Source organism: Bacillus sp. FSL P4-0248 (genome assembly GCF_038593305.1).
GTDB lineage: Bacteria > Bacillota > Bacilli > Bacillales > Bacillaceae > Bacillus > Bacillus safensis.
This window is the reverse complement of record NZ_CP151983.1, coordinates 2,655,670-2,678,976: the sequence shown is the minus strand read 5'-3', so window position 1 is coordinate 2,678,976 and position 23,307 is coordinate 2,655,670. Positions and strand designations below refer to the sequence as shown.

Below are 23,307 nucleotides of genomic sequence, written 5' to 3'. Positions count from 1 at the left end.
TATTATAACGAAGATTAGGGAAGGCTGAAATATGAATTGATTGGTTTTGTGACTTCCGTATTGGATTTGTTACCTGTGTGTTGAATTGATGTGGTAAAATAGTTAAGTTGAATATTCATTAGAAAAATGGTGGTTAAGCGCATGTCTAATAAACTGCTTCGTGGTACGTTGGTTTTAACGATAGGGACGTATCTCTCTCGTATTCTGGGTATGATTTATTTAATTCCATTTAGCGCAATGGTTGGAGCAACTGGTGGAGCGTTATTCCAATATGGATACAATCAATATACGATCTTTTTAAGTATTGCTACGCTTGGTTTTCCAACAGCGGTATCAAAATTTGTTTCCAAATATAATGCGATCGGCGATTATGAGACAACAAGAAAAATGTTCAGGGCGGGTATGTCGGTCATGCTTGTCACCGGGATTATCGCCTTTTCTATTTTATATTTGTCCGCACCGATTTTTGCCAAAATTCAGCTTGGCGGATCAAATGAAACAGGCGGTTTGACTGTCGATCAAGTAGTATATGTGATTCGAATGGTCAGCTTAGGTCTTTTGGTTGTACCGATCATGAGTCTTGTACGCGGGTTCTTCCAAGGACACTCCATGATGGGACCGACAGCTGTTTCCCAAGTGATTGAACAGCTTGTCAGAATCATCTTCCTATTAACGGCGACGTTTATTATTTTAAAGGTGCTTGACGGCGGGCTTGTCATTGCTGTCGGATATGCAACATTTGCCGCACTGATCGGTGCATTTGGTGGTTTATTCACGCTTTATTTATATTGGCTGAAGCGGAAAGACCGGCTCTTATCTATGCAGCCGAATACAGGCGCTCACTCTGAATTATCTTATAAGCAAATGTTTACAGAGCTGTTTAGCTATGCAGCGCCGTATGTATTTGTTGGACTTGCGATTCCAATTTATTCTTATATCGATACAAACACAATTAACAGAGCCATGATTGCATCAGGACATCAGGATATTAGCACAGCGGTATTGTCCATTGTGACGTTATATTTACCGAAGCTCGTGATGATTCCTGTGTCACTTGCAACAGCGTTTGGCTTAACCTTGATTCCGACGATAACGGAATCATTTACAGCACGTAATTACAAGCTGCTCAATAGACAAATTGATCAGACGATGCAAGTCATTTTATTTTTCGTGCTGCCTGCATCATTTGGTATCTCAGCATTGGCTGGACCGGTTTATTGGTTTTTCTATCCATCGGTTCACCCTGAGATTGGGATCTCCATTTTGTTCTGGTATGCACCTGTTGCATTATTGTTTTCTTTATTCACCATTAATGCAGCGATTCTGCAAGGGATTAACAAACAAAAATTTGCCATCGTCAGTCTTTTGTTAGGGATCATTATTAAAACGGTTCTGAACATCCCGCTGATCAGCTGGCTGCAAGGAAATGGTTCTGTACTTGCAACAGCATTAGGCTACAGTGCGTCCATCTTGTATATGTTTATCATGATTAAACGCCATGCCGGCTATTCGTTCCGTAGAATTTTCAAACGTTTTATTCTCATTGGTATTTTAACGGCGATCATGGCTGTCGTGGCATATGTGACAAGTCAACTTGTGAGCCAAGTGATTTCTTATGAAGGCGGAATTGTACAAGCGGGTATCGTCATTTTGATTTCCATGATCACTGGCGGCGGTGTGTATATGTTCTTGTCTTATAAGGTGGGATTACTAGAGCGTGTACTTGGCAGCCGTATGCCGAAATTTTTAAGAAAAAAGAGTTAAGAAGAGGTAGATATTCATGAGGCTTGATAAATTACTTGCTAACAGCGGCTTTGGTTCAAGAAAAGATGTGAAAAAGCTTGTCAAGGCCCGGGCGGTCACAGTGAATGGAGAAGTGGCAAAGCAGGTGAAAGATCATGTTGATCCATCAAATGATGAAGTGCTCGTACACGGAGAGCGTGTAGAATATAAAGAATTCATTTACTTAATGATGAACAAGCCAGACGGGGTGATCTCAGCAACTGAAGATCTGCGGGATGAAACGGTTGTCGATTTACTTGAGCCGGAGGATATCGCAAGGGAGCCATTCCCTGTGGGGAGACTGGATAAGGATACGGTCGGTCTCCTTCTCCTCACAAATGATGGACAGCTTGCTCATCAATTACTTTCTCCAAAAAAGCATGTGCCAAAAACGTATGAGGTTCATTTGAAATATCCTTTAGGAGATCAAGACATTAAGCGTCTTGAAGAGGGCGTTGTCATCTTAGATGATTATCACACGAAGCCGGCGAAGGTGGAAGTAGATGCGAATGAAGACGAAGATACACGCATCCGTCTAACGATTACTGAAGGGAAGTACCATCAAGTGAAGCTGATGGCGCAAGCGGTGGGAAATGAAGTGATCTTTTTAAAAAGGCTCTCGATGGGGGCTGTCTCTTTAGATGAAGATCTAGCACCTGGAGAGTACCGTGAATTGACGGATGAAGAATTAGACAGCTTAATGAATCGCGAATAACATAAGAACAAAAGAAAAGAACCGGCATATCGCCGGTTCTTTTTGTTATATGGACAATTCATTATACGCTTAAGATGATATTTTTACTTTTTTTCTCGTTGTTTCCCATTTGCCTCTGCTTGGACTATGAACAAGATCGTTATAGGCAAGCACGTTTAAGTCTCTTTGAATGGTTCTAGGTGTGATCCCGAATTCATCAACCAGCTCTTGTGTCGTCACAAGACCTTTCTCTTGAATGAACATATAGACTGATTTGATTCGAGTCATCATACGGTTTGTTGAAGGTTTCAAAAAACCACTCCCTATCAATAAGATCGGATGGACTTGACTAACCACAACTTACTACACTAAAACTGCGAAATAAGGACATGCAACAATGGTAAATGTTCGTGTTTGTTAATGTTTTATTCTATTATACACGTTATTATGCATCTAGTTCCACCAAAAAGTCAACTTTACGTGTTTTTAAACTTGTCTTCATGAAATGAAATATGGTATATATCATGATTTGAATCCGGTTACAACCCAATAATGATAAGGGATGCGATTGGAGCTGACATTTTCAAATGTCCAAAAAATAAACACAGAAAATTTACAAAATAAAAAATTCAGTGAAAAGCAAAAAGACACATTCCATGTGAGGATGTGCCTTTTTTGTTTCTGTTATCCTTCTAAGAAAAAGAGCTGAATGAAAAATAAGACCGCAAAGATGAGAACAAGCACATGTACTTCTCTCCATTTCCCTTTCGCCAATTTCACAAGCGGATATGAAATAAATCCAAGTGAAATCCCTGTAGAAATACTAGAAGTCAGCGGCATCGAAAGAATGACAAGAAAAGCAGGGAATGCTTCGTCTAGTTCGTTCCAGCGAATGCGTGACACTGAGTTCATCATCAAACAGCCAACAATGATTAAAACAGGTGATGTGATGGATGGTAAAGAAGAAATCGCTTGAACGAGCGGGCCAAAAAATAATGCCACAATAAACAGTGCAGCGACCGTTAGAGACGTCAGCCCAGTTCTTCCGCCAGCAGCAACTCCTGATGATGATTCAATATAAGCAGTGGTTGGGCTTGTACCAAACATAGAACCAACCGTCGTTGCAGCCGAGTCAGCGAGCAGGGCTCTGCGCACTTTTGGCAGCTGGCCATTTTTCATTAATCCGGCTTGTTCTGCAACGCCGATCATCGTGCCTGTTGTATCAAAAATCGTCACCAGTAAGAAGGAGAAGACGACGGCATACAAATGATGAGAGAACACGTCACCAAAGGCAGAGATCGGATTTGTAATCAGCATGCCTTCAGGCAGTGCAGGGATGTCCATCAGTGTTTTAGGGAAATGAAGCTGGCCAGTTGCGAGCGCAATCAATGTGGTCGCTAACATACCGATAAACAGTGCACCATTTATTTGCAGAACCATTAAAATAACCGAAATCATTAAGCCGACAAGCGTTAAAATGACAACAGGCGAGCTTAAATTGCCAAGCTTCACAAGGTTTTCTGGATCAGCAGCGATGATCCCAGACTGACGGAGGCCGATGAATGCAATGAAAAGCCCAATTCCTGCTGTAATGCCGTACTTTAAATTGTCTGGAATGGCTTGAATCAGTTGTTTTCTAAGGGATGTTAACGATAAAATAATAAAGAGTATACCAGCAACAAATACCGCACTAAACGCTGTTTGATAGCTGATGCCGCCACCGCCGACAACGGTAAAGGTGAAATAGACATTCAGCCCCATGCCTGGTGCAATGGCAATCGGATAGTTTGCAAATAGTGCCATCCAGAGCGTACCGACAACAGCAGCGATGATTGTTGCAGTAAAGACTTGGTCAAAAGGAATACCTGCTTTTGAAAGAATTCCCGGGTTGACGGCAACAATATAGACCATAGTAAAGAATGTCGTCATACCAGCGATTATTTCTTTCTTTATGTTGGTTTGATTTTCTTTTAACTGAAACATAAAATCCTCCATTTACGAACATTATTACAAAACAATTAATATAATATTCGTTTTAAGGGTGGATTGCAACCTTTTTTCAAGGAGGAATGGAAAAATGAATTGGGAAGCTGAAGTAATTCGAAAAAAAGACGATTTGATCAAGGACACACAATCTTTTTTACAAATTGAAAGTGTCCTTGATGAAGAAGGCGGCAAAGAAGGAAAGCCATTTGGTGAAAAAGTCGATGATGCCCTGCAGTATATGCTGAAAAAAGGAGAAGACGAAGGCTTCACAGTCAAGAATGTCGACGGCTATGCGGGTCATATTGAATATGGGGAAGGCGATGACATTGTAGGTGTGCTTTGCCATGTGGACGTGGTGCCTGCTGGTGACGGCTGGACAACCCCGCCATTTTCAGCTGACATCAGAGAAAATAAAATCTTTGCACGCGGGGCTATTGATGACAAAGGCCCAACCATGGCGGCATTTTATGCGCTGAAGATCTTAAAAGATTCTGGTCTGCAGCTGTCGAAAAAAATCCGAATGATCATTGGAACAGATGAAGAAAGTGATTGGCGCTGTGTGGATCATTATTTCAAGCATGAGCCAATGCCGCAAATTGGATTTGCACCAGATGCCGATTTTCCGATTATTCATGCGGAAAAAGGGATCATTGATGCGGTTGTGTCATTTACATATCAACAAACAGCGAATCATCAGCGCTATACGCTGAAGCAATTTACATCGGGTATGAGGCTCAATATGGTACCAGATGAGGCAGCTGCTACTGTGACTGCTGCACAGGAACACGATGCTGAATCATTAAAAACAGCCTTCGAAGCCTATCTTGCTGATCATCAATTATCTGGCGAGGTAAAGAACACAACAGATGGACTGCATTTTACATTAAAAGGGGTGTCCGTTCATGCTATGGAGCCAGCGCATGGGACAAATGCGGGCATTCATATGGCGAATTTCTTATGCGGACACGAATTAGATGAGCAGGGACTTGCCTTTACTTCCCAAATCAACGCTTTATTTGATCAAGATACAAGAGGACAAAAGCTGGGAATTGCTTGCAAAGATGAGATTAGTGGAGATTTGACGTTGAATGTTGGGACAATCCGCTTTAAACAGAATGAGGAAGCAAAGCTAGGGTTAAATGTCCGCTATCCAGTAACAGCAGACGGCAAGGACGTCAAAAAAGGAATTGAAAGCATAAAAGGGGCGTCCGTTCTAAAATTCGAAGACAGCCCTCCGCATCACGTCTCAAAAGATCATCCGCTTGTGAAAACCTTGCAGCGGGTATATGAGGAACAAACGGGAGATCCTGCAACCCTTATTGCCATTGGGGGAGGAACGTATGCAAGATCTTTAGAAGCAGGCGTTGCCTTTGGACCTTTATTTCCTGGCAGGCCAGACTGCGCCCATCAAAAGGATGAATATATTGAAATTGATGACTTACTGAGAGCAGCTGCTCTTTACGCACAAGCTATGTATGAATTAGCAAAATAGAAATGGAAAAGAGAAGAGGGGATTCATAGTGAAAAAAATGTTCTTATGCTCTTCATTCAAAGACAGCTATTCTCTCTTATCTGACTTTGCGGGGGAATCATTAAAAGGAAAGCACGTGACTTTCTTTCCAACGGCAAGTGCTGTAGAAGAAGTCACGCACTATGTAGAGGCAGCGAAGGAAGCCTTTCAGCAATTAGGGATGCAGCTTGAGACTGTGCAGATAGATGAACAGTCCGCTGAAGAGATCTCGCAGATGATCAAACAAAATGATGTGATCTACGTGTCAGGAGGCAACACGTTTTATTTATTGCAGGAATTAAGAAAGCATCGTCTCGATGACGTGTTGAAAGAAGAAATCAACAACGGCAAGCTGTACATCGGAGAGTCTGCTGGGAGTATTATCATGGCGCCAAGCATTGAATATATCTCTCTGATGGATGATCAAAAGAAGGCACCGGAGCTTTCATCATATCAAGCTTTCAATGAAATAAGCCGCTATCCAGTACCGCATATGCACAATACCTATTTAGGCGAGGCTGCGCAGCAAATCACAGAGAAGCATCAGCAGACGCTTGATTTATGTCCGCTTACTGATGAACAGGCTTTACTTGTCACAGGGGAGCAGGCTGAGGTGAAATCTGTCAAAGCATCTTAACCAATAAACGAAGAAAAAGGAACAGGGATTCATCGCCCTGTTCCTTTTTTAATCTTGAAAAACATCACTTGATAAGTATCGTTCGCCCGTATCTGCTGTCATACAGATCACAATTTGATCTGCCGGCAATTGCTTGGCTGTTTCAATGGCTGCATAGCAAGCCGCCCCAGAGGATGGGCCTACTAAAATTCCTTCAAGCTGAGCGAGCTGCCGTGTGATGTGATAAGCATCTTCATCACTTACCTGAACGATGTCATCATAGACGTGCTCGTTTAAAATATGGGGGATAAATCCTGGGCTTGTGCCAACGAGCTTATGCTTCCCAGGTTTCCCGCCAGATAAGACAGGGGAGCCCTTAGGCTCTGCCACACGGATGGTTAAATGAGGGAATGCTTTTTTTAATTCCTCTCCAGTTCCTGTAATAGTACCGCCAGTTCCAGCTGTTGCGACAAAGGCTCCAAGTGGCTGTCCAAGTTGTTTCACAGCTTCCATAATTTCGACTGCTGTTGTGCCTCTATGTGCATCTGGGTTCGCTCTATTGTCAAACTGCATGGGAATAAAGCTGTGAGGAATTTGAGCAGCCAGTTCCTCAGCCTTGCGGATGCAGCCTGGCATTTTTTCTTCTCCTGGGGTTAAGACGACCTGCGCCCCGTATGCCTTCAAAATATTGATTCTTTCCTTTGTCATCGTATCAGGCATGACAAGGATGGCTTTGTAGCCTCTTGCGGCGGCATTCATGGCTAAACCAATCCCTGTATTCCCGCTCGTAGGCTCAATAATGGTTGCTCCTTTTGTGAGCTTCCCTTGTTTTTCTGCTTCAATGATCATATTGTAAGCCGCGCGGTCTTTTACACTTCCGCTCGGATTAAATGATTCCAGCTTTAAGTAAACAGCCGCCGCATTTTCTGGCTGGAGCCGCTGTAATTTGACAAGCGGTGTATCGCCAATCAGCTCAGCTATATTTTGTGCAACTTTCATCAGATGACACCCTTTCTTCTCATTCCGCATTTCTTTAGTTATACTATCATCAATGGGGATTCGTAAAGTTTGTTAAAAAAGGACAGGTGATATTGTGTCAGAAAGCCGTCATTATTTTATAGGGATTCACATCCCTGAACAACTTGCGCATCAAATCAAACAAGACATTGATCAAAGGAGCGGACTGTTCTTTCAAAAATGGACAGCACCACATGATTATCATGTGACCCTTATCTTTTTAGGCGCCATTCCAGAAGAGCGTTTAAAAAAGATCATTCACCTGCTTGACATCCTTTCAAATGAAGCGTCTGCATTTCCACTAGAGCTGAATGAGGTAGGGCAGTTTGGTGCGAAGGAACGCCCAAGAGTCTTTTTTGCAAAGCCTCATGAAAGTGAGCCGCTCATGCACTTAAGAGAAAAGGTAAAGGAAGCCGTCTTGTCAGCAGGACACCCTGTTGAAAAGAGACCGTTTCATCCGCATATGACGATTGCGCGCAAATGGAATGCGGATGACCCTTATGAAAAGCAAGCACCTTTACGCAAAGAGCCATATGTGATGGAGGTTTCTCGTATCACTTTATTTGAAATACGTCCGAAGGAAACCCCTCGTTATCACGCAATCAAACAATTTACACTACATAAATGATTCTAGAAGTTGGAGTGAGCAGCAGATGGCGCAAATTATCAAAATTCAAGATTATATATCACGATATGAACAAGACCCGCATCACTATATCAATCAATTCAATCGGTTGAAAAAACAAAGATGGGACGAGTTAAAAAAGGCTTCAAAAGAGGAGGCGCAGCAACCGTTTGATCAAATTCCTCAACAAGCGCCAGAACAAGAGGAAGAAAAGAGAAAGAAATTCTCCTTAAAGAGAAAGCAAAAAGAAGCCGATATGAAAAAGGAACGGGACCTGAGTCTTTTTAACGAGCCGACAGATATAGAGCAAGGGGTTTTCAGAAACGTTCCTACCGATGAAACGAAGCTGATTCACTTTTTTAAGGATCATCTCTTTGAAGTGCAATTAAAATGGGCGAGTTCGACGATTTCACATATTTCAACCGTTTCCCATCATATTCGGTATGATGAAAAGCTGCGGATGCTTGCAAGGCAGCTTCCGGATTCTTATTTTGTGATGTACAAGCCGGTGCTGCTCATTCAAAAAGCTGAGATGGAATTATGTCCGATACTCATCACGCCGCTCGAAGTGATCTGTTTATCTTTCTTAGAGGCTGAGCCAGACAGCGTCTATATCGGAACGAAGGAACGTTTTTGGGAAAAACGGGCGACTGGGAAAGCTGTTCAGTCCGTCTTGAATCCTTGTGCAAGCCTTTTGCGATCTGGCACCGTCGTGTCAAAGATCTTACAGCAAAGTGGTGTAGACCTTCCTGTGAAAAAAATCCTCATCAGCCGAACCTCTTATATTGATTTACCTGAAGTTCCATATGGGATGGAGGTTATCGATAAGAAGAAGGCAGAAGAGTGGTTTGAAAAGCAGCGGAAAAATACGGCGCCGACAAAGCATCAGCAATTTAAGGCGACAAAGGCATTGCTTGCTTATGGTGAATCAGACAGCAAAAGAAGACAGGAATGGCTCGATTAAAGGCATGATGGAAGGTCACGAAAAATGAGACCTGAGTGGAGCTAATATATGAATGAATGGTACTTTATCGTTAATCCAGAAGCAGGACATGGAAAAGGACTCCGCACATGGAGGAGCATAGAGAAAGAATTACAAAAGGTGGAGGTCTCTTATCGATCATTTCTCACCCAGCATGAAGGCCATGCAGAAGTTTTGGCAAGACAAATCAGTGCCATGCAGGATGACAGGCTGAAGCGCTTGATTGTTATTGGCGGTGACGGCACCATTCATGAAGTACTGAATGGCTTAAAGGAAATCGATCATGTGCAGCTTAGTTTTGTCCCTGCTGGTCATTGGAATGATGCTGCGAAGGGTCTCGGTATCCATCGTCATGATGTCCTAAAAGAAGTGAGAAAGCAAAAGAGAATGCTCACCAAAACATTTTCTCTCGGCTCCTTTCAAGATCATGCCGAAAGTCCGCAATCTGTTCTCTTTCTCAATCATATCGGTGCGGGGTTTGACGCACATGTACTGAGGAAAACGGTGCATTTTAGAGGGAAAAAGTGGCTGAAACGGCTGGGGCTTGGCTTTATCATCTACCCTCTGTCATTTCTCCATTCTTTATGGTCGTTTAAGCCGTTTGATCTTGCGTTATTTATTGAAAATGAGAAGAAAGTCTTTCGCCAAGTGTGGTTTGTGATCGTCTGCAATCACCCGTATTACGGGGGAGGGCTGGAAGCGGCACCGGAAGTGAGTGCGAGGCAGCCAGGTTTTCAAACGTTGGTTGTCACAGATTTGAATCCATTCAAAGTCCTCTTGTTTCTAAGCGCGATGGTGTTCCGAAAGCACCTTGGGATGAAGGGGGTTACCCTGTTTCAGCATGAGGAAGCGTTTTTAGAAGCAGATGAAAAAATCTTATTTCACGCAGATGGAGAAGTGATCGGCGCAACGCCTGTCTTTGTAAAGGCAAGTGAACGATCCTTAAAATTACGTGCTTAAATAACTTGCGGTATATCCTTAGTCAAAGAACCATGAAAAAAGCCTTCTTTTTCGTAAGGTTCTTGTCCTGATTTTTTAGTTTTGCTTGACGAGTATAAGAAGGTAACGATAAAATCTATAGGACGGCTATTGTTTAGCATCTCATTCTCAATAGCTGTCCTTTTTGTTTTTATGATCATATAAATAAAAAAAGAAACAGCCAATTGATCCTCAATCGGCTGAATTTTGTCGACTAAAAAAGCAAGATTTAAAATATTTTAAGAAATGATGGGTTGAAAATTGATATGAACTGGTTGGGACAAATATTAGGTAGCGAATGGCACATCTCTCCGGCTGGAGGCGCTACGGGAGATGCGTACTTCGCAACACACAATGACCAAAAGCTATTTTTAAAACGCAATACGTCACCGTTTCTTGCGGTTTTGTCAGCTGAAGGCATTGTGCCGAAGCTTGTCTGGACAAAACGGATGGAAAATGGAGATGTGATTACTGCACAGCACTGGCTGAGCGGCAGAGAGCTGAAGCCAAAGGACATGAATGATCGTCCTGTAGCAGAGCAGCTAAGAAAAATCCATACATCAAAAGAATTGCTCGATATGCTGAAACGATTAGAGAAGCACTCTCTAGACCCAGAATCCATTCTGATGCATCTGAAACAGTCCATATTAAACGAGCAAATTGATTCACAAGACATTTCGCGTGCCATCCAGTATTTAGAGAAGCATGTGGAGGCTGTCTATTTTGAGGACAAGGTCGTCTGTCATTGCGATCTCAATCATAATAATTGGCTGCTGACAGATGAAAACCAGCTCTATTTGATCGATTGGGATGGGGCGATGATTGCAGACCCAGCGATTGATCTTGGACCGCTTTTATACCATTATGTTGAAGAAGAGAACTGGGAAAGCTGGCTCTCTATGTACGGCGCCCCGCTGACGGACAATTTGCGAAAGCGCATGGCGTGGTACGTGCTCGCTGAAACCGTATCGTTTGTCGTTTGGCATAAACGAAAAGGGAATGAAAAGGCGCAAAAAGAAGTGCAAGCGGAGCTAAATGCACTCTTAAAACGGTTAAACATCCATTAAGACAGTGGAATGTTCTCGACCCACTCAGACAGATGTGATTGATGCTCCTCAATATGTGCATCAATTGAACTGACAGAGGTGCCCTTTTGGCTGTAATCATAAATATCTGTTAACAGCTGACGAATGTCGGCATCCAGATCTTCTTTTGCCAGCATTAATTGAATCACGCGTCCCACCTGTTCATATTCTGCAACAGTCCCGCAGCAATCCAGCTGGTGATCGGTTAAAATATCTTTGATTAATTGAAGCTGATGTTGACGGTTTAAACCCATACAAATGCTCCTTTCCTGCGTGTCATTTATGAGGTTAAACTGTGCATTCAGCGTCCAATTTATACATGCGGCAGACCAGCTCAAGCGAGGGCTGGTCTTTTTATATGGACATAGAAGATGCTGTCTTGCGGGTCTTTATGTTTCATGGTATCTTGATAAAATGTAAAGAAAATAGAGGTGTATCAAATTGAGAATGCGACATAAACCATGGGCGGATGATTACTTAGCTGAGAATGCTCATATTGCTTTAGCAAGTCCCGAGCAATATAAAGGGAAATGGCATGAGCTGTTTGGAAATGATCATCCAATCCATATCGAAGTTGGGACAGGAAAAGGGAGCTTTATTGCTGGAATGGGCAAGCTTCATCCTGATATCAACTATATTGGCATTGAATTATTTAAAAGTGTTATTGTGACGGCAGTAGATAAAATCAAAGAGACAGATGTTGAAAATGTAAAGCTTTTGAACATCAATGCTGAGACGCTGACAGATGTGTTTGCGGAAAATGAGATTGACCGGGTGTATTTGAATTTCTCTGATCCGTGGCCAAAAGCAAGACACGAAAAGCGCAGATTGACGTTTAAAACCTTTTTAGAGCGATATGAACATATACTCCGTCCAGGCGGTGAGTTACATTTCAAAACAGATAACCGCGGGTTATTTGAATATTCCTTAAAAAGTTTTTCTGCATATGGCCTTCTTTTAACGTATGTCAGCCTAGATTTACATGAGGACGGCTTAGAAGGAAACGTGATGACTGAATATGAAGAGAAATTCTCGGCTATGGGACAACCGATCTATCGATCAGAAGTCAAATTCCCAGAATAACAAGTGATATCAAGCTGGCTGCAATAGAAAAATGGCAGTCAGCTTTTTTTATGAAAAGATTGGTGCATGCGATTTTTGGCTGTATTTGCTACGATAGAAAAAGGAGGGATGACAGCAATGGAGACAATGAAAATAGGTGAAATGGAACTGTTTTGGTTAAACGGGGGAGATACGCACATGGACGGCGGAGCGATGTTTGGTGTCGTGCCAAAGCCATTATGGTCAAAAAAATACCCGGTAAATGACCGCAATCAAATTGAATTACGATGTGATCCAATTCTCATTCGGTGGAAGGGTCTTCACCTGTTAGTGGATTCCGGCATCGGATCAGGGAAGCTGACAGATAAACAAAAACGCAATTACGGCGTGACAGAGGAAACCAAATTGGAAGAATCTCTAGCGGCGCTTGGCCTGCGCCCATCAGATATTGATTACGTATTGATGACACATCTGCACTTTGATCATGCCAGCGGATTAACAAAACGTGAAGGCGATAAGCTCGTGTCTGTTTTTCAGCAGGCAAAAATCATCACATCGAAAATCGAATGGGATGAAATGAGAGCGCCAAACATTCGCTCAAGAAATACATATTGGAAAGAAAACTGGGAGCCTGTGGCAGATCAAGTCGTCACATTTGAAGAAAGCATCGAAGTGACAGAAGGAATCGAGCTGCATCATACAGGCGGCCATAGCAATGGTCATAGCATTTTAACGCTCACAAGTGAGGGCGAAACAGCGATTCATTTAGCTGATATCATGCCAACACATGCTCATAAAAATCCACTTTGGGTTTTGGCATATGATGATTACCCAATGACCTCGATTCCAGCCAAGCAAAAGTGGCAGGCATTTGCAGAAGAAAAAAATGCATGGTACTTGTTTTATCATGATGCCATTTATCGTGCTGTAAAATGGGACGAAGACGGGCAGATCACACACGACATCAAAAGAGAAACAGGAAGATAAAAGATCATCTGTATGTTTTTTTCGCCTTTCACACAAAATAACGACAAAATGAACTTGTGAAAGGAAGAGTGCAGGTGAACCAATTTTATCGTGTACATGGTGATGTGATCGAAACACCATTAAGAGGGTTGGAAGTCATGTCAGTCCCTTATTTAAACAAAGGGGTTGCATTTACAAAGGAAGAGCGGGAGGAGCTCGGGTTAAAGGGATTTCTTCCGCCTAAGGTCTTAACCTTAGAGGATCAGGCAAAGCGTGCATATGAACAGTTCAAGGCACAGCCTGATGAACTGGGGAAAAATGTGTATTTAACAGCGCTTCATGACAGAAATGAAGTGCTTTTTTACAAACTGCTAAATGAGCACTTGGCGGAAATGCTTCCGATTGTCTACACGCCGACTGTTGGAACGGCTATTCAGCGTTATAGCCATGAGTATCGAAAGCCGAGAGGGCTCTATTTATCGATTGATGATCTGGAAGGCATGGAGGAGATTTTTGCCTCTTATGGTGTCGATGAATCAATCGACTTAATCGTTGCAACGGATGCAGAAGGCATTTTAGGTATTGGAGACTGGGGCGTTGGCGGGATTGCCATTTCAGTTGGAAAACTTGCTGTTTATACAGCTGCAGCAGGCATTGATCCCAGCCGCGTGCTGGCAGTAGTGCTTGATGCCGGAACGAACCAGGAAAGTCTCTTGAATGATCCGCTTTATGTTGGAAACCAGCACTCCCGCGTTCGAGGAGAGCGCTATGATCAGTTCATTGATCAATATGTCGAGCTTGCCCGCGCTACTTTCCCAAATGCACTCCTTCACTGGGAAGACTTTGGGACAAAGAATGCCCGTGCGATATTGGAAAAATATAAGGACCGTATTTGTACATTTAACGATGACATTCAAGGGACTGGCGCCGTTTCACTTGCTGCAGTTCTGGCATGTGCAAAAGCTTCGAAGGTTCCGCTGAAAGATCACCGTATTGTCATTTTTGGAGCGGGTACGGCAGGTATTGGCATAGCCGAGCAAATCCGTGATGCCATTGTCAGAGATGGAGTCAAAGAAGAGGAGTCCTACGATCATTTCTGGTGTATTGATAAAACGGGGCTGCTCACAGATGATTCACCTGACATTCAGCCATTTCAAAAGCCGTATGCAAGGCGCTCTGACGAAGTAAAGAATTATGCCCGTAATGGTCCAAAGCATTCGATTGATCTATTAGAGGTCGTCAAGCAGGCGAAACCAACAATCTTAATTGGCACTTCGACGGTCGGAGGAGCATTTACAGAGGAAATTGTAAAAGAAATGGCGTCACACGTGGAGCGTCCTGCAATTTTACCGATGTCGAATCCGACACCTCTTTCAGAAGCAAAGCCGCAAGATCTGATCGAGTGGACTGAAGGACGTGCCCTTGTGACAACGGGAAGTCCATTTGATCCTGTCGAATATGGCGGTGTCACATATGAAATTGGACAAGCGAATAATGCCCTTGTCTTCCCAGGCCTTGGTCTAGGCACAATTGTGTCAAAAGCACGCCTCATGACAGACAGTATGTTTGTTGCGAGTGCTGAAGCCATTGCAAGCATGGTCAATGTTGGGAAGCCGGGTGCAGCGATGCTGCCAAGTGTCGATCAGCTTCGAACCGTTTCAGCGACAGTAGCCGTCCGTGTGGCGCAGGCAGCAATTGATGAAGGAATTGCAGAAGAAACGCCTGATGATCTCATTCAGGCTGTGCAGGACGCTATGTGGCATCCTGTTTACAAAAAAATCAAAGCCATATAAAAAAAGCTTCGCAAGGACATGTCTTTGCGAAGCTTTCTTGATCAAGCAACAGAATCAATTACATCCACGATCATGCCAGTTTTGGCATCAATCATCACTTCATACTGTTCAAGCTCACCAAAGGCAGAGCGGGTAATGCCAGATTTGTATACATCAATCGTTTCGCCATTTACGGTATACGGTTCTGGTACAGTATAAATCCAAGAGCCATCAATCGGGCCGCGCTGTTTAAAAGCAGATTTCACAATTTTTAATGCTTTTTCAGATGAGATATACGTAGGGAAAAATACTTTCTTTGCAACAATTGCAGCGGCTACGCCAATACTCGCACCAATCAGAACATGTTTTAACTTCAACGTGCTGCACCTCCGTATTGCTGTTTTTTCCATTATACAAAACTTGTCCAACGATGTTAAGGAATCCGAATACTTGAAAGCATATTCAAAATTTCTGGAGAGATACTTGGAAAACCGAAAGAATTCTTATAGTATAAAGTGAGTGTTATTTTTATAGGAATATATATGGTCATTACATAGAAACGAGGTAAACTGTAGAATGAACGAAGAAACATTGTCGCTTTTCCGAAATTTAACAGAATTACAGGGAACTCCAGGAAATGAGCACCATGTGCGTGCTTTTATGAAAAAGGAACTTGAGAAATATTCTGATGAACTCATTCAAGACCGTCTTGGCGGAGTGTTTGGCGTACGCAAGGGACCGGAAAACGCACCGAAAATTATGGTAGCGGGTCATATGGATGAAGTCGGATTCATGGTCTCATCGATTACGAAAAACGGGATGATTCGTTTTCAAACACTTGGCGGCTGGTGGAGTCAAGTCATGCTGGCGCAGCGTGTGGACGTCCATACCGATCACGGGCCAATTCCTGGTGTCGTCTCTAGTACACCTCCTCACCTTCTCACGCCAGAACAAAAAAGCAAACCTGTGAAGCCGTCAGATATGCTCATTGATATTGGTGCAGACAGTGAAGAAGAGGCAAAAGAGCTTGGCGTTCGTCCAGGACAGCAAATCGTTCCTGCAACGGTTTTTACCCCAATGGCGAATCCAAAAAAGATTTTAGCGAAGGCTTGGGATAACCGCTATGGCTGCGGCCTTGCAATTGAATTATTAAAAGAATTAAAAGACGAATCACTTTCATGTCAGCTGTACTCAGGAGCAACTGTTCAAGAGGAAGTTGGGCTTAGAGGAGCTGAGGTAGCTGCGAATATGATTCAGCCAGATCTTTTCTTCGCTTTAGATGCGAGTCCTGCAAACGATGTGACAGGTGACAAAACACAGTTCGGCCAGCTTGGAAAAGGTGCACTTCTGCGTATTTTTGATCGGACAATGATTACGCACCGCGGAATGAGAGACTTTGTACTTGATACTGCTGAGACAAACAACATTCCATATCAATATTTCGTATCACCGGGTGGTACGGACGCTGGACGTGTTCATATTTCAAACCAAGGTGTGCCTTCTGCTGTCATTGGAGTTTGTGCACGCTACATTCATACAAGTCATTCTGTTTTGCATGTGGATGATTACGCAGCGGCAAAAGAGTTAATTGTCCGCCTTGTCAAAAATTGTGATCAAAGTACAGTGGATTCTATTTACCAACAAGTATAAATAGAATAGAAAAAGGCTGCTTCTTCAATGAGAGCAGCCTTTTTTCTTATTGCTGTTCAAACACATAAGATAACGCCTTGATCGCTTGGTTTACGGTTTCCACAGTGATATTTGCTTTGTTTGATAGTTCCTTTAATGGATGGTGCAGCTCTTTTGGACGGATTAAAATAAGAGGTTTACCTTTTGCAATCGCAGCAGATGCATCCATGGCTGTGTTCCACTGCTTATATTTCTCACCAAAGCGAGCAATGACGACATCTGCTTTGTTTAATAAAATTTCAGTACGAAAATTATTCAAATCAGAAGCTGCATCATCTTTGAAAATGGCATTCGGCTGCTCACCTAAAATATCCTCACCGATGTTATCTGAGCGGTCATGATTTTCCATTGGACCGACAAATGTCACCGGCAGCTTCAAAGATTGGCTTTTCTCCTTGATTTCATCACGCCACTGGCTATGAATTTCTCCAGCTAAATAGACAGTTAATTGCATAACGATCTCCTCCTTTTGTACAAACTTAGTAAAGGTTTGTCCTGTTTCTTTTCATGTTACACAAGAAGTGCTTGATAAAGCAAAAAAAATATGATTATGATATTCATGGTAGAGACTATTTTTCATCGCAAGAATACTACATATAATGGGAAGGACAGGCCTCTTCGTCTTTCCTATGAGAAAGCAGGAAGACGACGTTGATGACTTATTTAAAAAGAAAGGGGATCTCCCTTTCGTCAAAGGTGTATTTCATTGATGCACTTTCTTATATGGCTTTAGGTCTATTTGCTACATTAGTGGTAGGTCTGATTTTAAAAACAGCAGGCGGTCTGTTATCACTTCCACTCATCATTAAAATGGGAACCCTTGCCATGGGGCTCATGGGACCGGCGATCGGCGTAGCGGTTGCGTACCGTTTACATGCATCTCCTTTGATCATTTTTGCAAGTGTTGTCTCAGGCGCTGCAGGAGCAGAGCTTGGGGGGCCTGCTGGAAGCTTTGCCGCAGCATTAATTGGTGTGGAACTCGGCAAGCTGGTCAGTGGTGAGACAAGAATTGATATTATTTTAACGCCGTTTGTCACCATTATCACTGGCTTTTTCACCGCTGCCCTAATCGGACCTGGAATTGAAGCCATGATGACAGGGCTCGGCAGGCTCATTATGTGGGGGACAGATCAAAGCCCGCTGATCATGGGCATGCTGGTAGCGACCATTGTTGGACTTGCTCTCAGTTCTCCGATCTCAAGTGCTGCACTTGCGCTCATGCTTGACTTAAGCGGGACAGCTGCTGGTGCTGCAACGATTGGCTGCTGTGCTCAAATGGTCGGCTTTGCCGCTGCAGGCTTTAGAGAAAATCGCTTTGGCGGTCTTGCGGCTGTCGGCATTGGAACGTCAAAGTTGCAGCTTTCGAACATTGTGAAAAATCCCCTCATCCTGATTCCGCCGACAATTGCTGGTCTGATTCTCGCGCCAATTGGTATTATTGGCTTTGGGATGGTCAATAATGCGGCAGGAGCGGGAATGGGAACGAGCGGGCTTGTTGGACAACTCATGACGCTGACCGTCATGGGGTTTCATCCATCTGTATTTCTGGCGATCGCTCTCTTGCATATCGTTGGCCCGGCAGTGATTAGTTTGGTAGTATCAGAATGGATGAGAAAGAAAGGCTATATACAATTCGGAGATTTAACCATACAAACTGGAGGAATGAAACATGAAAAAAATTGAATCAAACGAAGAATTACAAAAAGTGATTCAAGAAGACTTAACGGTATTGCTATTTTCAGCTGACTGGTGCCCGGACTGCACATTTATTGAGCCATTCTTGCCAGAGCTTGAAGCAAACTACCCAGAATTTGAGTACTTCTATGTCGATAGAGACAAGTTCATTGACACTTGTGCAGAGTGGGAAATTTACGGTATTCCAAGCTTTTTAGTCTTTAAAAACGGACAAGAGATTAACCGCTTTGTCAGCAAAGATCGTAAGACAAAGGAAGAGATTGAAGCATTTTTAACAGATTCTCTTTCTAAATAACGAAAGGAGAGTCTAAAACGATGGCAAAAATGACATCAAGACAGCTTGCGAATGAACTCAAAAGCCGTCTGACGAACGACAGCTGGTCACACGAGTTTGACCGGGAAAAAGATACGCTTCGTATTGAAGATAAACAAACAGGCAAAGGCATCACACTAGAGCTCCCGCCAATTATTGCAAAGTGGGAAGTAAAGCCTGATGAAACCATTGATGAGATCGTCTATTATGTGAAAGAAGCGCTGAGTGCCATGAAAGGCGAAGCGCAGCACATTTCAGGAAAAGAAAAGCAGATCTATCCGGTCATTCGTTCCACTTCCTTTCCTGAGGCATCAAGTGATGGGATTCCGCTCGTGTTTGATGAGCATACAGCAGAAACGAGAATCTACTATGCGCTTGACCTTGGAAGCACCTACCGACTAATTGATGAAAAGATGCTCCAAAAGGAAAACTGGACAAAAGAGCGAATCAGAGAAACTGCAAGCTTCAACGTCCGTTCGCTAGAAACAGTAGTGAAAATGGATGAAGTGGCAGGCAACCGGTTTTATTTCTTCCGTGCAAATGACGGGTATGACGCCAGCAGACTTTTAAATGAATCGTTATTACAAGAATACGCGCAAAAAATAGAAGGGCAGATGGCGATTTCTGTTCCCCATCAAGACGTTTTCATCATTGCAGATGTTCGCAATGATTCAGGCTATGATATTTTAGGGCAGATGTCGATGAGCTTCTTCGCCAGCGGCACGGTTCCGATTACCGCATTGTCATTTTTATATGACGAGGGTAAGCTTGAACCGATCTTTATACTTGCAAAAAGCAGACCAAAACAGCAGTAGAAGGGAATTTTGAAGAATGAACGTTTTTTATAATGCAGAAGGTGTAGGCGACACACTCCTTATTTCATTGAAAGATGTGACGAGAGAAGAAGTAGGTCATGAGACGTTTGGAGATGTTGTACGAATCTTCAATCAAGAAACAAAAGAAACAACAGGCTTTAATATCTTCAATGCATCCACTTACATGAAAATTGAAGAAAACGGATCTGTTCCGCTTTCTGAAACCATTGTTCAAGATATCAATGAAATTTTAAACCGTAACGGTGTCAGTGAAACGTTGACTGTGGATTTATCACCAAAATTTGTTGTCGGCTATGTAAAGGAAAAAGAAAAGCATCCGAATGCAGATAAATTAAACATTTGCCAAGTTGATGTGGGCGATGAAACCTTACAAATCGTGTGCGGTGCACCAAACGTTGACCAAGGTCAATATGTTGTGGTGGCGAAGGTCGGTGCAGTGATGCCAAGCGGTATGGTCATCAAAGATGCTGAGCTAAGAGGCGTTCCATCAAGCGGTATGATTTGTTCTGCAAAAGAGTTAGATCTTCCAGACGCACCTGCTGAAAAAGGGATTCTTGTTTTAGATGGAAGCCATCAAGCTGGCGAACCCTTTAAAGCGTAACCTCCCATAAACGGGCACATAGGAGCGAAGAATGTGTTATACCAAAAGTCACTAAGTACGTACTTAGTGACTTTTTTTCATCTACAACAGCATGAACAGCATAAAGCGGCACTTTTCTCGCTTTTCTGCATGAAAAAGCAATGGTATACTAAAAATCGCCCAAGAAAACGTAAGGGGAGTTAAAGTGAGTGATAAATGATGAGTTGGTTAGATAAATTTTTTAGTGTATTTTTAGGAGAAGAAAAGAAAGAAGAAAAAGCTGCAAGACCTGAAGAAGATCTAGCTGCACCAAAGCAGCCAGCTTTTGAACCGCATAAAGAATATAAAAAAATCGAAGATACGAAAGTGTATTATGAATATCCAAAAGGGAACTTTCGCTTTCCGCTCGTTCCAGATGAACCCCAGCGTGATGGAGTGAAGCAGGAGAGAAGACGCGTGAAACCAAGCCAGCCAAAGGCAAAGCAGAAAACCTATCAGCCTAAACAAACGCTTCAGCCTGATATAAATAAAAAGCCATTCAAGCCAGAGCAAATTCCATCACCGATCTATGGCTATCATCAGGATATGCGTCCAAAACGGGCAGATTCAAAAGAAGGAACAGCTTCAGTTCAAAGGAAAGCAGCAGAAGAAACGGCGCAGCGTGTCACACTGTTATCAGAAGAGGCAGAGCGTGAACGGAATGTCAGACAGCAAATGAACATCCCGTCTATACAGAAAGAAAAACGTATCGAGGAAATGGCTTCAGTGTCAGCAGAAGAGAGAACGGACAAAGAGCCAGCAGTAACCCCGCATACATTGCAAGAGGAACTCGCTTATCAAGATCATGTTCAATCGACACTGGAACGTTTAACTGACGAGCCTTTCATCGAGCCAGAAGAAAACGATCCAGAAGATCATCATGAAGCTGATGTACATAAGCAGCAAGCAGAAGTCTATCAGAAGCAGCCCGTTGAGTCTGAGCCGGAACAGACTGTCTCCGGTGATGAAGAAGAAATAAAGGACGATCCTGTCCATCAGTTTGAAGATCATACTGAGGAAATAGACATGTTGACCTTCGAAACACCGGAACCTTCGCAGCCAGCGATTGAAATGGAAGTAGACATGCCATCAGAAGAAGCGGCGTTAACAGAAAACATTTCAGCAGAACCGGTGGAAGAAGTAGCGGCTGATCCAATAGAAGACAAACAAGAAGAAGCGCCTGCGGCAGCATTTGAAGAAGCTGAGCCAGTCAAACATGACCTGCAGGAAGATCAGCTGGTCCAAGAAGCTGAAATTGAAGAAGATCAAGTGATGCCAGTAGAACAAGTAACAGAGGAACAAACTGCATCTGAAGCGGCAGAAACCGTTATAGAGCAGACAGAGCAGCAAGAACAAACGCATGAAGTCAAGAAAGAAGAACCAAAACAGACATCTCCGCAGCCACAACGCACAAGCGGGCAAACCTCTACGGTTCCGTTTAATGTCATGATGTTAAAAAGCGATCAGCGCGTGCAAGGACAAAAGAAAGCAGCCGATACACAAGGGTATGTTTTTCCAAGCCTTGCCCTTTTAGACGTACCGCCAGCTCAAAAAGAAGAGGACGGCACATGGGTGAAAGAGCGGGCAGAGCTGCTCAATGCGACGCTTAAAAATTTCAACGTAAGAGCAAGTGTTGTTCACGTCACACAGGGACCTTCTGTGACAAGGTTTGAAGTACATCCAGAACCAGGTGTCAAAGTGAACAAAATCACGAACCTGTCAGATGATATTAAACTTAGTTTGTCCGCAAAGGATATTCGAATTGAAGCCCCGATTCCAGGGAAAAACACGATCGGAATCGAAGTGCCAAATCTGCACAGTAAAATGGTGTTCTTAAGAGAAATGATCAGAAGCAGTGCGTTTAGAGACAATCCATCTCCTTTAACAGCGGCACTCGGATTAGATATTTCAGGCCAGCCTGTCGTGGTTGATCTGCAAAAAATGCCGCATGGATTAATTGCCGGAGCAACTGGTTCAGGAAAAAGCGTCTGCATTAATACGATTTTAGTGAGCCTCATGTTTAAAGCATCACCAGATGAAGTGAAAATGCTCTTAATTGACCCTAAAATGGTTGAATTAGCGCCGTATAATCACATTCCGCATCTTGTGAGTCCCGTCATCACTGATGCCAAGACAGCAACTGCTGCTCTGAAATGGGTAGTGGATGAAATGGAAAGACGCTATGAACTATTTGCACACTCTGGCGTGAGAGAAATTAAACGATTCAATGAGCTTGTGAAAGAAAAACAAATGGGAGAAAAACTGCCTTATCTCGTCGTGGTGATCGATGAGCTGGCTGATTTAATGATGGTCGCACCAAATGAAGTCGAAGAAAGCATCTGCCGAATTGCGCAGAAAGCAAGAGCATGCGGCATTCACTTATTGATTGCGACACAAAGACCTTCTGTTGATGTCATTACAGGTCTCATTAAAGCTAATATTCCAACAAGAATTGCGTTTTCTGTTTCAAGTCAGGTGGATTCAAGAACGATCATTGACATGGCAGGTGCAGAAAAGCTTCTCGGAAAAGGAGACATGCTCTTCTTAGAAAATGGCTCCGGCAAACCGACAAGGCTGCAAGGGAACTTTGTATCAGACCGTGAGATTGATCAAGTGGTGGCACATGTGAGAAAGCAGCGCAAGCCAGTGTTCCTTTTTGAACAGGAGGAACTCATGCTGCAGGGCTCTGCGATTACAGACGAAGATGAATTGTTTATGGATGCCTGCCGTTTTGCCATCGAGCAGAATAGCGCTAGTACATCAAGTTTGCAGCGAAGATTTAGAATTGGCTACAACCGTGCAGCCAGGTTGATTGACATGATGGAGCGAGAGGGCATGATCTCTGGTGCGAAAGGCAGTAAGCCAAGAGAAGTGCTCATGACACTGAGTGACTTAGAACAGTTGATCTAAACAAACCACTTCATTTTTTTCATAAACATGGTATGATAGCACATAGGTGCAATTTTGTAATTGGACGCTTTTCGCATGTCTGTCAGAGCGCTTTTTTATGTAAAATAAGCGGAAACAGGTGTTAGAAATGGGAAGGTTGTCGGATACTAATCATAGTTAATATTGATTAG

At 43.1% G+C, this 23,307-nt stretch carries 23 protein-coding genes; 17 read left to right on the top strand and 6 right to left on the bottom strand.

The window, feature by feature from the left end; all coding sequences use genetic code 11:
* Window positions 1–141 precede the first annotated feature (141 nt).
* Together NST65_RS13735 and NST65_RS13730 are read left to right on the top strand one after the other, a co-directional pair.
* Window positions 142–1,764 carry a polysaccharide biosynthesis protein gene (locus NST65_RS13735; RefSeq protein ID WP_065214506.1) on the top strand — a complete coding sequence of 541 codons (1,623 nt, stop codon included), beginning with the start codon at window positions 142–144 and terminating at the stop codon, window positions 1,762–1,764.
* A 16-nt stretch (window positions 1,765–1,780) separates the two neighbouring features.
* The gene (locus tag NST65_RS13730; protein WP_046312109.1) at window positions 1,781–2,497 is read left to right on the top strand and encodes a pseudouridine synthase; all 717 of its coding nucleotides are present in this window, start codon (window positions 1,781–1,783) and stop codon (window positions 2,495–2,497) included.
* A gap of 69 nt (window positions 2,498–2,566) precedes the next feature.
* Here NST65_RS13730 and NST65_RS13725 read toward each other — a convergent pair whose 3' ends face one another.
* Together NST65_RS13725 and NST65_RS13720 are read right to left on the bottom strand one after the other, a co-directional pair.
* On the bottom strand, window positions 2,567–2,788 hold the full coding sequence (locus NST65_RS13725; RefSeq protein WP_008356419.1) for a DeoR family transcriptional regulator: 222 nt from the start codon (window positions 2,786–2,788) through the stop codon (window positions 2,567–2,569).
* Between the two features lie 372 nt (window positions 2,789–3,160).
* Entirely contained in the window at window positions 3,161–4,459 is a 1,299-nt protein-coding gene (locus NST65_RS13720) for an NCS2 family permease (RefSeq protein WP_034279487.1), read from the bottom strand.
* Between the two features lie 94 nt (window positions 4,460–4,553).
* Between NST65_RS13720 and pepV the strand changes: the two genes are divergently transcribed.
* Complete coding sequence (gene pepV / locus NST65_RS13715; protein WP_211043065.1) at window positions 4,554–5,954, top strand: dipeptidase PepV; 1,401 nt, start codon at window positions 4,554–4,556, stop codon at window positions 5,952–5,954.
* A 28-nt stretch (window positions 5,955–5,982) separates the two neighbouring features.
* On the top strand, window positions 5,983–6,609 hold the full coding sequence (locus NST65_RS13710; RefSeq protein WP_046312106.1) for a Type 1 glutamine amidotransferase-like domain-containing protein: 627 nt from the start codon (window positions 5,983–5,985) through the stop codon (window positions 6,607–6,609).
* A gap of 48 nt (window positions 6,610–6,657) precedes the next feature.
* On the opposite strand, the gene cysK is transcribed toward NST65_RS13710, so the two are convergent.
* Window positions 6,658–7,590: a cysteine synthase A gene (gene cysK, locus NST65_RS13705; RefSeq protein ID WP_185907636.1), complete on the bottom strand. Its 933-nt coding sequence runs from the start codon at window positions 7,588–7,590 to the stop codon at window positions 6,658–6,660.
* Window positions 7,591–7,681: 91 nt separating this feature from the next.
* Between cysK and thpR the strand changes: the two genes are divergently transcribed.
* The 4 genes from thpR (at window position 7,682) to NST65_RS13685 (ending at window position 11,257) form a co-directional block, all read left to right on the top strand.
* Entirely contained in the window at window positions 7,682–8,233 is a 552-nt protein-coding gene (gene thpR, locus NST65_RS13700) for an RNA 2',3'-cyclic phosphodiesterase (RefSeq protein WP_046312102.1), read from the top strand.
* A gap of 25 nt (window positions 8,234–8,258) precedes the next feature.
* On the top strand, window positions 8,259–9,194 hold the full coding sequence (locus NST65_RS13695) for a hypothetical protein (protein WP_024424870.1): 936 nt from the start codon (window positions 8,259–8,261) through the stop codon (window positions 9,192–9,194).
* A 48-nt stretch (window positions 9,195–9,242) separates the two neighbouring features.
* A complete protein-coding gene (locus NST65_RS13690; RefSeq protein WP_034279500.1) occupies window positions 9,243–10,172 on the top strand; it encodes a YegS/Rv2252/BmrU family lipid kinase in 930 nt (309 codons plus the stop codon).
* Between the two features lie 284 nt (window positions 10,173–10,456).
* Window positions 10,457–11,257: a phosphotransferase family protein gene (locus NST65_RS13685; RefSeq protein ID WP_254001407.1), complete on the top strand. Its 801-nt coding sequence runs from the start codon at window positions 10,457–10,459 to the stop codon at window positions 11,255–11,257.
* Here NST65_RS13685 and NST65_RS13680 read toward each other — a convergent pair.
* On the bottom strand, window positions 11,254–11,529 hold the full coding sequence (locus tag NST65_RS13680; RefSeq protein WP_024424867.1) for a YtzH-like family protein: 276 nt from the start codon (window positions 11,527–11,529) through the stop codon (window positions 11,254–11,256). The genes NST65_RS13685 and NST65_RS13680 overlap by 4 nt on opposite strands.
* A gap of 187 nt (window positions 11,530–11,716) precedes the next feature.
* Here NST65_RS13680 and trmB point away from each other — a divergent pair, with 187 nt between their 5' ends.
* From trmB to NST65_RS13665, 3 genes are all read left to right on the top strand, one after another.
* A complete protein-coding gene (trmB, locus tag NST65_RS13675) occupies window positions 11,717–12,358 on the top strand; it encodes a tRNA (guanosine(46)-N7)-methyltransferase TrmB (RefSeq protein ID WP_342489000.1) in 642 nt (213 codons plus the stop codon).
* 117 nt (window positions 12,359–12,475) lie between these two features.
* Complete coding sequence (locus NST65_RS13670) at window positions 12,476–13,324, top strand: MBL fold metallo-hydrolase (protein ID WP_070326318.1); 849 nt, start codon at window positions 12,476–12,478, stop codon at window positions 13,322–13,324.
* A gap of 74 nt (window positions 13,325–13,398) precedes the next feature.
* Window positions 13,399–15,096 carry an NAD-dependent malic enzyme gene (locus NST65_RS13665; RefSeq protein ID WP_335370755.1) on the top strand — a complete coding sequence of 566 codons (1,698 nt, stop codon included), beginning with the start codon at window positions 13,399–13,401 and terminating at the stop codon, window positions 15,094–15,096.
* A 41-nt stretch (window positions 15,097–15,137) separates the two neighbouring features.
* Here NST65_RS13665 and NST65_RS13660 read toward each other — a convergent pair whose 3' ends face one another.
* Entirely contained in the window at window positions 15,138–15,452 is a 315-nt protein-coding gene (locus NST65_RS13660) for a PepSY domain-containing protein (protein ID WP_003217759.1), read from the bottom strand.
* 199 nt (window positions 15,453–15,651) lie between these two features.
* Here NST65_RS13660 and NST65_RS13655 point away from each other — a divergent pair, with 199 nt between their 5' ends.
* Window positions 15,652–16,725, top strand: coding sequence for a M42 family metallopeptidase (locus NST65_RS13655; protein WP_034279511.1), 1,074 nt, complete (start codon window positions 15,652–15,654; stop codon window positions 16,723–16,725).
* A gap of 46 nt (window positions 16,726–16,771) precedes the next feature.
* Here the strand turns inward: NST65_RS13655 and NST65_RS13650 are convergent, their stop codons facing one another.
* Window positions 16,772–17,218, bottom strand: coding sequence for a YtoQ family protein (locus tag NST65_RS13650; RefSeq protein ID WP_024426182.1), 447 nt, complete (start codon window positions 17,216–17,218; stop codon window positions 16,772–16,774).
* Window positions 17,219–17,418: 200 nt separating this feature from the next.
* Between NST65_RS13650 and NST65_RS13645 the strand changes: the two genes are divergently transcribed.
* The 5 genes from NST65_RS13645 to NST65_RS13625 all read left to right on the top strand — a co-directional run bounded on the left by NST65_RS13645 (window position 17,419) and on the right by NST65_RS13625 (window position 23,137).
* Window positions 17,419–18,447, top strand: coding sequence for a PTS sugar transporter subunit IIC (locus tag NST65_RS13645; RefSeq protein ID WP_101676755.1), 1,029 nt, complete (start codon window positions 17,419–17,421; stop codon window positions 18,445–18,447).
* On the top strand, window positions 18,434–18,754 hold the full coding sequence (locus NST65_RS13640) for a thioredoxin family protein (protein WP_024424860.1): 321 nt from the start codon (window positions 18,434–18,436) through the stop codon (window positions 18,752–18,754). Before NST65_RS13645 ends, NST65_RS13640 begins: the two co-directional genes overlap by 14 nt.
* Before the next feature lie 20 nt (window positions 18,755–18,774).
* Window positions 18,775–19,587, top strand: a complete 813-nt coding sequence (locus tag NST65_RS13635) for a DUF1444 domain-containing protein (RefSeq protein ID WP_034279516.1) — start codon at window positions 18,775–18,777, stop codon at window positions 19,585–19,587.
* A gap of 16 nt (window positions 19,588–19,603) precedes the next feature.
* Window positions 19,604–20,209 carry a YtpR family tRNA-binding protein gene (ytpR, locus tag NST65_RS13630; RefSeq protein ID WP_024424858.1) on the top strand — a complete coding sequence of 202 codons (606 nt, stop codon included), beginning with the start codon at window positions 19,604–19,606 and terminating at the stop codon, window positions 20,207–20,209.
* Window positions 20,210–20,404: 195 nt separating this feature from the next.
* On the top strand, window positions 20,405–23,137 hold the full coding sequence (locus NST65_RS13625; protein WP_328699388.1) for a DNA translocase FtsK: 2,733 nt from the start codon (window positions 20,405–20,407) through the stop codon (window positions 23,135–23,137).
* Window positions 23,138–23,307 lie beyond the last annotated feature (170 nt).

Bases quoted from the DNA above. Each gene is read 5' to 3' on its own strand.
- NST65_RS13735 (WP_065214506.1), top strand. From the start codon at position 142: ATGTCTAATAAACTGCTTCGTGGTACGTTGGTTTTAACGATAGGGACG.
- NST65_RS13730 (WP_046312109.1), top strand. From the start codon at position 1,781: ATGAGGCTTGATAAATTACTTGCTAACAGCGGCTTTGGTTCAAGAAAA.
- NST65_RS13720 (WP_034279487.1), bottom strand. From the start codon at position 4,459: ATGTTTCAGTTAAAAGAAAATCAAACCAACATAAAGAAAGAAATAATC.
- pepV (WP_211043065.1), top strand. From the start codon at position 4,554: ATGAATTGGGAAGCTGAAGTAATTCGAAAAAAAGACGATTTGATCAAG.
- NST65_RS13695 (WP_024424870.1), top strand. From the start codon at position 8,259: ATGGCGCAAATTATCAAAATTCAAGATTATATATCACGATATGAACAA.
- NST65_RS13690 (WP_034279500.1), top strand. From the start codon at position 9,243: ATGAATGAATGGTACTTTATCGTTAATCCAGAAGCAGGACATGGAAAA.
- NST65_RS13685 (WP_254001407.1), top strand. From the start codon at position 10,457: ATGAACTGGTTGGGACAAATATTAGGTAGCGAATGGCACATCTCTCCG.
- NST65_RS13680 (WP_024424867.1), bottom strand. From the start codon at position 11,529: ATGGGTTTAAACCGTCAACATCAGCTTCAATTAATCAAAGATATTTTA.
- NST65_RS13670 (WP_070326318.1), top strand. From the start codon at position 12,476: ATGGAGACAATGAAAATAGGTGAAATGGAACTGTTTTGGTTAAACGGG.
- NST65_RS13655 (WP_034279511.1), top strand. From the start codon at position 15,652: ATGAACGAAGAAACATTGTCGCTTTTCCGAAATTTAACAGAATTACAG.
- NST65_RS13650 (WP_024426182.1), bottom strand. From the start codon at position 17,218: ATGCAATTAACTGTCTATTTAGCTGGAGAAATTCATAGCCAGTGGCGT.
- NST65_RS13645 (WP_101676755.1), top strand. From the start codon at position 17,419: ATGACTTATTTAAAAAGAAAGGGGATCTCCCTTTCGTCAAAGGTGTAT.
- NST65_RS13640 (WP_024424860.1), top strand. From the start codon at position 18,434: ATGAAAAAAATTGAATCAAACGAAGAATTACAAAAAGTGATTCAAGAA.
- NST65_RS13635 (WP_034279516.1), top strand. From the start codon at position 18,775: ATGGCAAAAATGACATCAAGACAGCTTGCGAATGAACTCAAAAGCCGT.
- ytpR (WP_024424858.1), top strand. From the start codon at position 19,604: ATGAACGTTTTTTATAATGCAGAAGGTGTAGGCGACACACTCCTTATT.
- NST65_RS13625 (WP_328699388.1), top strand. From the start codon at position 20,405: ATGATGAGTTGGTTAGATAAATTTTTTAGTGTATTTTTAGGAGAAGAA.